At 73.5% G+C, this 11,855-nt stretch carries 12 protein-coding genes; 8 read left to right on the forward strand and 4 right to left on the reverse strand.

The window, feature by feature from the left end:
- Window position 1 precedes the first annotated feature (1 nt).
- The gene (locus ACFMQL_RS19930; protein WP_364060453.1) at window positions 2-316 is read left to right on the forward strand and encodes a DUF3817 domain-containing protein; all 315 of its coding nucleotides are present in this window, start codon (window positions 2-4) and stop codon (window positions 314-316) included.
- Window positions 317-358: 42 nt separating this feature from the next.
- Here ACFMQL_RS19930 and ACFMQL_RS19935 read toward each other — a convergent pair whose 3' ends face one another.
- The 3 genes from ACFMQL_RS19935 to ACFMQL_RS19945 all read right to left on the reverse strand — a co-directional run bounded on the left by ACFMQL_RS19935 (window position 359) and on the right by ACFMQL_RS19945 (window position 2,639).
- Complete coding sequence (locus ACFMQL_RS19935; RefSeq protein WP_364060456.1) at window positions 359-550, reverse strand: hypothetical protein; 192 nt, start codon at window positions 548-550, stop codon at window positions 359-361.
- 127 nt (window positions 551-677) lie between these two features.
- On the reverse strand, window positions 678-1,745 hold the full coding sequence (locus ACFMQL_RS19940; protein WP_364060459.1) for a protein kinase: 1,068 nt from the start codon (window positions 1,743-1,745) through the stop codon (window positions 678-680).
- A gap of 39 nt (window positions 1,746-1,784) precedes the next feature.
- Complete coding sequence (locus ACFMQL_RS19945) at window positions 1,785-2,639, reverse strand: arylamine N-acetyltransferase (protein WP_364060462.1); 855 nt, start codon at window positions 2,637-2,639, stop codon at window positions 1,785-1,787.
- Between the two features lie 72 nt (window positions 2,640-2,711).
- On the opposite strand from ACFMQL_RS19945, the gene ACFMQL_RS19950 reads away from it, so the two are divergent.
- The 7 genes from ACFMQL_RS19950 to ACFMQL_RS19980 all read left to right on the forward strand — a co-directional run bounded on the left by ACFMQL_RS19950 (window position 2,712) and on the right by ACFMQL_RS19980 (window position 11,192).
- Window positions 2,712-3,395 carry a response regulator transcription factor gene (locus ACFMQL_RS19950; RefSeq protein ID WP_378786425.1) on the forward strand — a complete coding sequence of 228 codons (684 nt, stop codon included), beginning with the start codon at window positions 2,712-2,714 and terminating at the stop codon, window positions 3,393-3,395.
- On the forward strand, window positions 3,392-5,611 hold the full coding sequence (locus ACFMQL_RS19955; protein WP_378786426.1) for an ATP-binding protein: 2,220 nt from the start codon (window positions 3,392-3,394) through the stop codon (window positions 5,609-5,611). Before ACFMQL_RS19950 ends, ACFMQL_RS19955 begins: the two co-directional genes overlap by 4 nt.
- The gene (locus ACFMQL_RS19960; protein ID WP_378786428.1) at window positions 5,518-6,885 is read left to right on the forward strand and encodes a DUF4153 domain-containing protein; all 1,368 of its coding nucleotides are present in this window, start codon (window positions 5,518-5,520) and stop codon (window positions 6,883-6,885) included. The genes ACFMQL_RS19955 and ACFMQL_RS19960 overlap by 94 nt, the downstream gene beginning before the upstream one ends.
- 12 nt (window positions 6,886-6,897) lie before the next feature.
- Entirely contained in the window at window positions 6,898-8,424 is a 1,527-nt protein-coding gene (locus tag ACFMQL_RS19965) for a D-aminoacylase (protein ID WP_364060471.1), read from the forward strand.
- Between the two features lie 95 nt (window positions 8,425-8,519).
- Window positions 8,520-9,596, forward strand: a complete 1,077-nt coding sequence (locus ACFMQL_RS19970; protein ID WP_364060474.1) for an alanine racemase — start codon at window positions 8,520-8,522, stop codon at window positions 9,594-9,596.
- Between the two features lie 9 nt (window positions 9,597-9,605).
- Complete coding sequence (locus ACFMQL_RS19975; RefSeq protein WP_364060477.1) at window positions 9,606-9,986, forward strand: Rid family detoxifying hydrolase; 381 nt, start codon at window positions 9,606-9,608, stop codon at window positions 9,984-9,986.
- A 9-nt stretch (window positions 9,987-9,995) separates the two neighbouring features.
- The gene (locus tag ACFMQL_RS19980) at window positions 9,996-11,192 is read left to right on the forward strand and encodes a hypothetical protein (RefSeq protein ID WP_378786431.1); all 1,197 of its coding nucleotides are present in this window, start codon (window positions 9,996-9,998) and stop codon (window positions 11,190-11,192) included.
- Window positions 11,193-11,289: 97 nt separating this feature from the next.
- Here the strand turns inward: ACFMQL_RS19980 and ACFMQL_RS19985 are convergent, their stop codons facing one another.
- Complete coding sequence (locus tag ACFMQL_RS19985; protein ID WP_364060483.1) at window positions 11,290-11,850, reverse strand: TetR/AcrR family transcriptional regulator; 561 nt, start codon at window positions 11,848-11,850, stop codon at window positions 11,290-11,292.
- Window positions 11,851-11,855 lie beyond the last annotated feature (5 nt).

The raw sequence follows: 11,855 nt of genomic DNA on the forward strand, positions 1-11,855 counted from the left end.
GGTGGAATCGGCTCTCAAGCCCTTCCGGGCGCTCGCCTACGTCGTGGGCGTCATGCTGCTCGTGCTCTGCGTCGGCATGGTCCTGCGGTACGGCTTCGGCCAGGAGGCGATGTCGAAGATCGTCGCCCCGATCCACGGCGGCCTCTACATGATCTATCTCGTCGCGGCCATGAACCTGGGCATGAAGGCGCGCTGGTCGTGGCCGTACCTGCTGGGCGTCATGCTCGGCGGCACGGTGCCGTTCCTGTCGTTCTACGTCGAGCGCAGGGTGACCAGGCGCGTGGAGAACGAGCTGGCCGCGGCGGAGGCGAGCTGAGCCCTTAAGCGAGCCTCCGCCGTACGGCGATGCTCGCCGGCTCTAGCGGCCGATGCCCCGCCTGCGGGCCCTCTTGAGGCGCTCGCGCTGCGACGGGTCGAGCATCAAGTAGCCCACCACCGGGGCGGCGACCACGCCGAGGAGGACCAGCAGGGTGACCCATCCCGGCAGGAGCCACCACGAGAGCAGGACCGCGGCGCCCGCGCCGATCAGATACTTCTGGATTGGCGACATCCTCGAAACCCTCCGAACGCGGAGCGCGCGCTCCGCCTCTTTCCACATTCTGCGTCGCCTGTCCAACGTGTGAACCAGGCGGCTTGGTTCCGTCTCGCGATGTATCTCAATCGTTGCGCAACGGGCATCACGGGCGGGCACCGGCGATCTTCTGCAGGTCGTGGCGGAGCTCGTCCACAGTGGGACGTTCCAACGGGTTGCCCTTGAGCAGCCGGTACAGCACCGGAGCCAGGGGCCCCGCGTGTTTCAGCGGCGCACCGGGCGAGGGCGGCGTGCCCTCGACGGCGGCGAAGAGCGTGGCGCCGAGCGACCACAGATCCGCCGCCTGCGTCGCCGCGCCCTCGGGCGCCGAGTACGCCGGGAGCGTTCCCGCCCGCGGCAACGGCATCAGCCGTGCCCTGCCGGAGTCGTCGATGAGCACGTTGCCCGGCTGCACCCCGCCGTGGAACTCGTCCAACGACGCCAGCCGCTCCAGCACGTCGAGCCCGATCGCCGCCACCTGGGCGGGCGGCAGCGGCCCCGCCGCCTCGATCACGACGTCCAGCGGTCGATCGACCGCCAGCCGTTCCAGGGTCTCGCGCACCACCTCCATCGGCGGTGGCCCCGACGGGTGCAGCATGGCCCGCAGCAGCGACCTGAACGGGTCGGCGCCCTCCGCGGGCACCTGGCCGGGCGGGCGGCCCTCCACCGCGAAGTGCAGCGTGGCCGCCAGCGACCACAGGTCGGCCGACGGCAGCATGCTCAGGCTGGGATAGCCGAACCCGCTCAGCACCGCCCGGCCCGTCGCGGTGAGCAGCACGTTGCCGGGATCCACGCGGCCGTGCACGATGCCGGCCGCGTGGGCGGCGCTCAGCGCCGACAGCAGGCACACGCCCACCCTGGCCGCCTGGGCGATGGGCAGCGGACGGTGCGAGCGCACGACCTGTTCGAGCGACGTACCCGAGACGAACTCCATGACCAGCCACGGCACGCCGTCCTCGATCAGCACGTCGAGCACCCGCACCACGAAAGGGTGGTGCAGCCCGCTCGCCCTGCGCGCCTCGAACAGGGCGGCCTCCCGCAACTCCGGCGGCACCCGCAACTGCCTGACGGCGACGTCGCGGTGCTCCGCCTCGTCGAAGGCAAGGCGCAGGGAGCCCGAGCCAAGCGGATTGAGCAGGCGGTAGCGACCGTTGAGTTTCCTGGTCTCACCCATGTCTACGTGCACCATAGCGCCATCGACAGGGCTCGGCCATCACGAGGCCCTGGCCGCCAGCCAGGCTTCCTGCGCCGCGTGCACCTTGCTCCACAGCGCGTCCTTCTCCTGCGCGCTCACGTCGTCGAGCGGCAGCCCGAAGACGTCGTTGAGCGCCGCGAAGTAGTCGCGCGCCGAGTCGAGCGTCACCGACAGCGACGTGTTGCCGTAGCGGGTCAGGCTCAGCCCGCGCAGGCAGTCCACCCCGTACGCGTCGCGCCGCTGCACCACCGCGACCCGGACGAACCCCGACTCCGGAGACGTCGTCAAATGCTCGTGCATATCCGCGAAAGCCGACATCTCCGCAGGGTCAAGGGCGAAGTCCATGCCCAGGAACGAACCGCTCGGGTCGTGGTCCAGCCGCCAGCCGCCGGGCGCCACCTCCGAGCGGCGCAGCCCGTACGTGAAAGGCCCCTGCCGATAGGTGCCCTCGACCAGCGGCAGCGGCTCGTGCAACGCGTCGCCCAGCCCCACGTCCACCATCCACTCGCCGCCGGGATTGTCGTCCGACGGCAGGCCGCGCGCGGTCAGCACCAGGTGGTTCCCGGTGATCCCCGGCTCGCTGTGACGCATCTGCACCCCGCCGACGTGCCGGGTCACGTCGTAGCCCAGCGATCGCAGCAGCGCGGAGAACGCGCCGTTGAGGTGGTAGCAGTAGCCGCCGCGCCCCTTGAGTATCCGCGCGGCCGACTCCTCGGGATCGACGGTCGTGCGCCGTCCGAGCCAGATCTCCAGCGCCTCGTACGGCACCCGCTCGACGTGCGCGGTGTGCAGCGCCCGCAGATTCTCGGCGCTCGGAGGAGCGCCGAGCAAGGAGGGCAGGCCAAGACGAGTGAGATACGCAGTGGTGTCCATTCGGCAATTCTGCACGGAATGTGCACGACTTCGGCAGTGTCGTCTGCACAGCCCGCTTCTAGGCTTTCGTACGTGGCAGAGCAGCGACGCATCCTCGTGGTCGAGGACGACGTGACGATCGCGCTGGCCGTGCGCAACCGGCTGGCCGCCGAGGGATTCGACGTCAGGGTGGCCGCCGACGGGCAGGACGCCCTCGTCCAGTTCGCCAAGGCCGAACCCGATCTGGTGATCCTCGACCGGCTGCTGCCCGGCCTCGACGGTCTGGAGGTGTGCCGCCGCATGCAGGCCGCCAGGCCCGTCCCCGTGCTCATGCTCACCGCGCTCGGCGAGGAGACCGACGTGCTCGTCGGCCTCGGCGTCGGCGCCGACGACTACCTTGCCAAGCCGTTCAGCATGCGCGAGCTCGTCGCCAGGATCCACGCCCTGCTGCGCCGCGTCGAGCGCGCCGCCCAGCTCGCCGCCGAGGACACCGTGATCAGGGCCGGCGAGGTCGAGATCGACACCGCCGCCCGCCGCGTCTTCGTGCGCGGCGTCGAGGCCCAGCTCACCAGGACCGAGTTCGACCTGCTGCGCCGCCTCGCCGAACGCCCCGGTCACGTCTTCGAGCGCGACCGGCTGCTGTCGGACGTGTGGGGCTTCTCCGAGGCGGCCGCCACCAGGACCGTCGACAGCCACGTGCGCGCGCTGCGCCGCAAGCTCGGCTCCGACGTCGTACGCACCGTGCACGGCGTCGGCTACGCCCTGGTCACCCGATGAACCCCCTCGACTTCCTCGGCCGCATCAAGGTCAAGCTCGGCATCGTGATCGTGCTGGCCGTCGGCACCGCGTTCGTCGTCAACGAGGTCGGCATCAACTCCGGGCTCTCCCGCGAAGTGCGCATCGCCGTCGCCGTCGTCCTCGCCCTGATCATGGTGCAGGTCCTCGCCATGGGCATGACCAAGCCGCTGCGCCAGATGGCCCGCGCCGCCCAGACCATCGCCAAGGGCAACTACAACCTGCGCGTCGCCGCCACATCGCGGGACGAGGTCGGCGAGCTGGCCAGGGCGTTCAACGCGATGGCCGCCGACCTCGGCGAGGTCGATCGGCAGCGGCGTGAGCTCGTCGCCAACGTCAGCCACGAGCTGCGCACCCCCATCACCGGGCTGCGCGCCGTGCTCGAGAACGTCGTCGACGGCGTCTCCGCCGCCGACCCCGTCACCATGCGCACCGCGCTCGCCCAGACCGAACGGCTCGGCCGGCTCGTCGCCCAGCTCCTCGACCTGTCGCGGCTCGACTCCGGCGTCCGCCTCATCGAGGCCGAGGCCGTCGCGCTCGCCCCGCTCGCCGAGCAGGCCGTCCGCGAGGCCGCGCTGGCCCGCGAGGACGTCTCCATCCGGCCGTCCATGCCGGACGACCTCGTCCTGCGGGCCGACCCCGACCTGCTCGCCCAGGTTCTCGCCAACCTCCTCGACAACGCCGTACGGCACAGCCCGCCCGGCGGGACCGTCACCGTGAACGCGGCCGCCTCCGAGCCCGGCGTCCGGCTCACCGTCGCCGACCAGGGCCCCGGCATCCCCGCCTCCGCCCGGGCCCGCGTCTTCGAACGCTTCTCCCGCCTCGACGCCGGCCGCGCCGCCGACGCCGGAGGCGCCGGGCTGGGGCTGGCCATCGTGAAGGAGATCGTCGAACTGCACGGCGGCTCCGTCCGGATCGACGACGGCCCCGGCTGCCGCATGGTCGTCGACCTCCCCAACCGCATCACGCTCCCCGGCACCCCGCTGCCCGCGTCTTCCGCCGTGCGCGCCCCGGACCCGACCACGCCGCCCATCGGCACCGCATCCGGACCGGATGGCGCGAGGGCTGCGTCCGGGCCGTCGGGTGGTGCGGAGGGCACGCCCAGGCTTTCGTACGGTGAGTGCGCGCCCTCTGGGGCGGTGGGCGCGGACGGCGCGGCCGCACAGCCCGGGAGCGCCGCGTCCGGTGCTCCGGCCGTGATCGGGTCGCCGGTCGCCACGGCCGGCGGCTCCGGCGCTGAGGGCGTGGGCAGCCCGCCGTACGCCGCCGCTCCGGACAGCGCAGCCGGACTGCCAGACGCGCCCGCCACTGACCTGGCCGCCCACACCCGCAACGCGGACGCGCGCACCGGGGGTGTGGACGCGCCCGCCAGGGGCCTGGGCACGTGGAGCAGCGGTTCGGAGGATGCGGCCAGCGGCACGAGCGCGGGCGCCTGCAACCTGGACGCGCACGCCTGCGACCTGGACGTGCGCGCCGGCGGACCGGCCGCTGAGACCGGCGGCGAGGACTCTGGCGCCGCCGGCGAGGACGTTCGCGCGGGCAGCGCGGAGGCCGGCGGCGGTGGCGCGGCGGGTGCTCTGGCGGCGGTGGCGTATGCGGGTGGGCCCAGCGGGTTGGTGCGGCTGATCGTGGGCGGGCTGATCGGAGTCGTGGCCGGGTTCCCGGTGGGGCTCTTCGCCGCTGTGCCGGCCGCCGCGGTCGTGAGCGATGCGGGGGCGTTCCTCACGCTGGCCGGCTGCGTCGGGGCGTGCGGGGCCGCCGGTGCCGCCCTGGGGGTCAGGTCGGCTCGGCGTGCGGCCGCGGCCGAGTACCACCGGCGCCAGATCGCCTACCAGCAGGGCTCCGCGCATCACCTGGTCCCGGCGAGCCGGCTGGGTGAGGTGGCCGCAGGCGGCGCAGGGGTCGTAGGCGGTGCGGGGGCCGGAAGCGGCGCGGGAGCCGTAGGGAGCGCAGGCCAGACGGCGCCGGCCGGGGCGCCGGCATGGGCGGTGGGGGATATCGGGGGGCGGCTTATGTGCCGCCGCCGCTCTTCCCCAGGCCGGAGGTGCCTGAGGCGCCGAAGTGGGTGTTGCCTGCGGCGGCCGGGGCCGGGGCGTTCGCGGCGGTGGCGCTGCCGGAGGCGCAGGCAGGGCTGGGCCTGGTGCTGGTCGCGGTGGTGCTGGGAGGGGCGGCGCTGTCGGCGGTGCTGCGGCGGGTGACGCCGTGGACGGTGGCGTTCGGCGCGACAGCGTACTGGCTGGTCGCGATGGCGGCGGTGCGCGACGCGGACTGGCTGGTCGCGATCCTGCTGCCGGCGGGGGCGGGGCTGGGCGCGCTGGCCGTGTCGGGCGCGGGCAAGGGCTGGATGGGCGTGATCAGGGGCGGCCTGTCGGTGCTGCTGGCGCTGGGCCCGGTGCCGTGGTTCCTGGCCGGGCCGATGAAGCGGCTGACGGCGCGGCGGCGGGTGCTGCCGACGCTGGCCGCGCTGGGCATCACGGCGGTGCTGCTGCTGGTGTTCGGGGTGCTGTTCGCGTCGGCGGACGCGGTGTTCGCCACGTACGTGGAGCGCCTGACGGCGGCACCCGCCTGGGTGGAGCAGGTGCCGGTGCGGATCTTCCTGTTCGGGGTGTTCGGGGTGCTGCCGGCGGCGGTGGTGCTGGTGGCGCTGCGGCCGGTGGTGGATCCCGCGGGGCCGGCGACCAGGTTCGAGGTCAGCAGGAGCGTCTGGCTGGTGCCGCTGACGGCGGTGAACCTGCTCTTCGCGGCGTTCGTGGCGGTGCAGATCACGGCGCTGTTCGGCGGTGACGCGCTGGTGCTGGAGACGGCGGGGCTGACCTACGCCGAGTACGCCAGGCAGGGGTTCTTCCAGCTCGTGGTGGTCAGCGTGTTCGTGCTGGGCATCGTGGCGGTGGCGGCGGGCCTGCTGAAGGTGGGGCGCCGGGAGCGCTGGGTGCTGGCGGCGCTGCTGGGCGTGCTGTGCGGGCTGACCATGGTGGTGCTGGCCTCGGCGCTGCACCGCATGAACCTCTACACCGACGCCTACGGCCTGTCGCGGCTGCGGCTGTCGGTGCAGGCGACGGTGTGGTGGCTGGGTGCGCTGTTCGCGCTGGTGCTGGTGGCCGGCGCGGTACGGCTGGCGGGCCGCGGCATCGGCTGGCTCCCCCGTACGATCGTGCTGGTCACGGGCCTGAGCCTGGGCGCGTTCGCGCTCGCCAACCCCGATCTGCAGGTCGCGCGGACGCAGGTGGAGATCCGCGGCGTCACCAACCTCGACTCCGGCTACCTGGGCGACCTGGGCGCGGAGGCGGTGCCGGCGCTCGACCGGCTGCCGGAGCCGCAGCGCAGTTGCGTGCTGCGCGACGTCGTACGCGCCAACGGCCTGGCCGAGCCCGACCCGTGGAACGGCTGGAACCTGGCCCGGGCCCAGGCCCGCGCCCTGCTCGCCGAGCGCCCGTTGCTGCCCCAGACCTCATGTCCGGCGCGGCGGCTCTGATTGAATCCTGGAGTGACCTTCGACGTAGTGATCAGCGGCGGCCGGGTGCTCGACGGCACGGGCGCCCCGCCGTTCCGCGCGGACGTGGCGATCACGGGTGATCGCATCGCGGCGATCGGCAGGATCGACCCGGCAGGGGCGGGCACGGTGATCGACGCGACCGGGCGGTTCGTCGCGCCGGGGTTCGTCGACTGCCACGCCCACGGCGACGCCGCCGTGTTCGACAAGGCGGTGCAGCGGGCGGCGCTGCGGCAGGGTGTGACGACGTTCGTGCTGGGCCAGGACGGGCTGTCGTTCGCGCCCGGCTCGGCGGCGACGGTGGCCTACGCCGCGCGCTACTTCGCCGCCGTCAACGGCGCGCTGACCGACGGTCCGCTGAGCGTGCGCGAGCTGCTCGACGGCTACGACCGGGCGGTGGCGCTGAACACCGCGTACCTGCTGCCGCACGGCACGATCCGCTACGACGTCATGGGCCCGTCGCCCGACCGCGCCGCGCCCGGCGACCTCGACGAGATGGTGCGCCGCGTCGAGCGCGGCCTGTCGGAGGGCGCGGTGGGTCTGTCGAGCGGCCTCGAATACCTGCCAGGACGCTACGCCGACGCGGCGGAGCTGGCCGCGCTGTGCGCCCCGCTGGGCGGGCTGCCGTACGTCACCCACATGCGCGCCTACGGCGAGCGCGCCGAGATCGGGATGACGGAGGTGATGGAGATCGCCGAGCGGTCGGGGGCCGCCGTGCACGTCTCCCACCTGCACGGCCCTGCCGACGTGCTGCTGCCGCTGGTCGAGCGGGCGCTCGCCGAGGGCGTGGACCTGACCTTCGACACCTACCCCTACCTGCGCGGCAACACGATACTCGCGATGGTCGTGCTGCCGCCCCAGGTGCCGGGCGCCGAGCCGGACGCGGCGATCGAGATGATCGGCTCGGGCGTGCTCGACGACTGGTGGCCGACGCTGGACGCCGTCTGGCCGCGCCTGACCGTCTCGCACGCGCCCGGCCTGGAGTGGGCCGAGGGCCTGACCATGGTCGCGGCGGCCGAGCGTGCCGAGGTGACGCCTGCTGAGTTCTGCCGCCGGCTGCTGGTGGAGACGCGGCTGGAGGCGGGCGTGGTCTCGGCCCGTCCCGACGAGGGCCCGAAGGGGGAGGAGTCCGTACGCAGGATGCTGCGCCACCCCTCGCAGACCGGCGGCTCCGACGGCATCTACGTGGGCGGCCACCCCCATCCGCGCGGCTACGGCGCGTTCGCGAGGTTCCTCGGCCGGCACGTCAGGGAGCTGGGCGACTGGACGTGGGAGCAGGCGGTGACGCACCTGTCGGCCCACCCGGCGCGCCGCTTCGGCCTGCTCGACCGCGGGCTGCTGCGGCAGGGCTGCGCCGCCGACGTGGTGATCTTCGACCCGGACACGGTGACCGACCTCGCGACCTACCCGGCGCCGCGCACGCTCGCCGAGGGCGTGGACGACGTGCTGGTGTCGGGCGTGCCCGTGCTGGCGCGCGGCGAGCTGACCGGCGCCACCCCGGGCCGGGCGCTGCGCCCGTGAGCGCGCGGCCGGAGCGTACGGCGACCGGACGGCAGGTGAGCGCGCGGCCGGAGCGCCCGGTTGGGATAGGGTCGGACGCGGACGAAGGGGGTGTGGTGCCGGCGATCCTCGGTCAGTCGGTCTTCGACGGCGGCCTGGAGTTTCCCGCGATGCTGGTGCACCGCGACGCGCTGGAGCACAACGTCGCCACGATGGCCGCGTTCGTCCGCGATCACGGCATGGAGCTGGCGCCGCACGCCAAGACGCACATGTCGGCGGAGATCGCCGCGATGCAGCTCGCCGCGGGGGCGTGGGGGCTCACGGTGGCGACGCTGAAGCAGGCCAGGACCGTCAGGGGTTTCGGCGTCGGCCGCGTCATGGTGGCCAACCAGGTGGTCGATCCGGCGGGGCTGGCCTGGGCGGCGGCCGAGCTGGACCGCGACCCCGCGTTCGAGCTGCTGAGCTTCGCCGACTCCGAGGCCGCCATCGACATCCTCGCCCGCCATGCGGGCGCGCGGCCGTTCCCGGTGCTGGTGGAGCTGGGCCACGAGGGCGGGCGGGCCGGCTGCCGCTCGCTGGAGCGGCTGCTGGAGGTGGCCGCGTACGCGCAGCGCACGCCCGGCGTCGAGCTGGCCGGGGTGGCGGGCTACGAGGGCGGCCTGAAGAGCGCCGAAGAAGTCCGGAAATATCTGGCCGCGCTGCAGGAGGCCGTCGAGTACGTCCGGCTCAAACGTCCCATCCTGACCGTCGGCGGCAGCCAGTGGTTCGACGTGATCGGCCGCGAGCTGGTCGCCACCCAGGCCCGCATCCTGCTGCGCAGCGGCGCGTACGTCACCCACGACGACGGCTTCTACCGCGAGCGCACGCCGTTCAACCGCATCGACGGCGAGCTGCGCCCGGCGCTGGAGGTGTGGGCGCACGTGCTGTCCACGCCCGAGCCGGACCTCGCGATCGTCGGCATGGGCAAGCGCGACGCCCCCTACGACGAGGGCCTGCCGATCCCGCGCAGGGGCGGCGTGACGATCCTGAAGATGCAGGACCAGCACACCGTGGTACGCGCCGCCGGGCTCAAGCCCGGCGACCTGCTGGCCTTCGGCATCTCCCATCCCTGCACGGCCTTCGACAAGTGGCGCGTGCTGCCGCTGGTGGACCGGGATTACCGTGTCGTTGGCACGATACGCACCAACTTCTAGGGAGATCTCGTGAAAAAGGAGCTCAGGACCACGGAGGGCGCAGCCCCGGTCGGCGCCTACTCCCAAGGGCTCGTGGTCGGGGACTTCGTCTTCACCTCCGGCATGGGCCCGCTCGACCCCCACACCGGCGAAATCGTCGGCGACGACGTCGCCACCCAGACCCACCAGGTGATGCGCAACCTCGGCGCCATCCTCGCCGCCCACGGCCTCGGCTACGACGACGTCATCAAGGCCACCGTGCACCTCCAGCACGTCAAGCGCGACTTCGCCGCCTACAACGAGGTCTACAAGTCCTACTTCACCCCGCCCTACCCGGTGCGCACCACCGTGGGCTCCGAGCTGATGGACATCCTCGTCGAGATCGACTTCGTCGCGCACAAGAGCGCCTGAGGTGCGGCTGTGGACAGTTCGGTGTACGTCTTCGTCGAGGACCTGCGCGGCGAGGGCGTCGAGCGGGTGCTCGACAGGATCAGCGGCTACGGCGTGTCCGGCGTCACCGTCGGCGCCGTCCACCACGCCTCCCGCGACGTCACCCCCCACGGGCTGTCCCGGCTGACCCTGCGCCACGACGGCGCCCACTTCACGCCGCCGCCCGAGCTGTTCGACGGGCTGCGGCTGCGGCCCGTCCCCGGCTACACCGACGCGCTCGACGGGCTCGCCGAGGCGTGCGCGAAACGGTCGCTGAAGCTGCACGCCTGGACGGTCTTCCTGCGCAACGCCACGCTCGGCACCGAACACCCCGACGTGACCGTGCGCGACTGCTTCGGCGACCGCGGCTCGCTCACCGACCTGTGCCCGGCCCACCCCGACGTGCGCGCGTACGCGGTCGCGCTGGCCAGGGCGGTGGCCAGGCTCGGCGCCGACAGCGTGGTGGCCGAGTCGCTGCACTTCAGGCCGCTGAAGCCGCAGCGCTCCTTCGTGCCGCTCGGGCCCATGGACGCCTACCTGTTCGGGCTCTGCTTCTGCGACTACTGCATGCGCCGGGCCACCGACCTCGGCGTCGACGCCGAGGTGGCGCGCGAGGAGTGCGCGCGCATCGTGGGCGGCGTCTTCGACGGCGACCCGCCCGCGCAGGGCGAGGTGACGAGGGCGGCGCTGACCGCGTACGCGGGGCCCGACGTGGTGGCCTACGCCCGCGCCCGCTCCGAGACCGTCACCACGCTGGTGTCCGAGGTGGCATCGGCGGTGGCCGATGAGGGCTCGAAGCTGGTGTTCATCGACTCCACGGGTGCGGTCAAGGGGTACGCCGACGGCCTGCCCACCCCCGGCCTGGCCGCCCACGACGCCTGGCAGTTCGGCGTCGACCTGGTGGCGCTCGGCGACCTCGTGCCCGCGTTCGGCGTGCTCGCGTACGCGCGCGACGCGGCGCGGGTGGCCGACGACGTCGCCGCCTACCTGCGTTCGGTGGGCAAGGACCGCGAGGTGCGCGCGGTGCTGCGGCCGGGCCATCCCGACAGCGACTCCACCGACCGGCTGGTGGCCAAGGCGCGGGGCGCGAAGGCGGCCGGCGCGATGGCGATCGACTTCTACGCGTACGGGCTGGTGCCGTACCCGGTGCTCGACCGCATCCCGGCCGCGCTGTCCGAGACCCCCTGACGCTCGGCTCGCCGGGGCGGCCTGGGCGCCGAACATGGCCGCCGAACATGGCCGCCGAACATGGCCGCCGCCTCCCGGCGCCGAGGTGGTCAGCGAGCTACGGGCGCTCCGCGACCTGTGACGCGCCGTCGAGGACCAGGGCGACGGCCTCGGCGGCGAAGTCGTCGCCGACCTTCATGCCGCGCAGCACCGCCCGCATCCACACCGCCCCGGCGAGCAGGTCCATGATCAGCAGCGGGTCGGCGGACGCGGCGGGCTCGCCCCTGCGGGCGGCGCGCTCGAAGATCTCCCGCTCCTTGGCGAACCGGTCGGCGAAGAACCGCCGCCCGTCCAGCTCGGGGTGCCGGACGGCGGCGGCGAGCGCGGCCACCGCGATGTCGCTGCCCGGCGGCTCGGTCAGCAGCCGCCGTACGCCCTCCACCAGGGCGATCAGGTCACCGCGCAGGCTCCCCGTGTCGGGCACGGCGAAGCCGAGCACGTCGGACTCCACCAGCGCCGCACCCAGCAGCGCCGCCTTCGACGGCCACCAGCGGTAGATCGTGGTCTTGTTGACGCCGGAGCGCTCGGCGACCCCCTCGACGGTCAGCCCGTCATAGCCCCGCTCGGCCACCAGCCGCAGGGTCGCGTCGAAGATCTCCCGCTGCTTCCTGGGCGCCATGGAGG

Origin of the sequence: Nonomuraea fastidiosa, assembly GCF_042751225.1 — a bacterium.
Lineage (GTDB): Bacteria > Actinomycetota > Actinomycetes > Streptosporangiales > Streptosporangiaceae > Nonomuraea > Nonomuraea fastidiosa.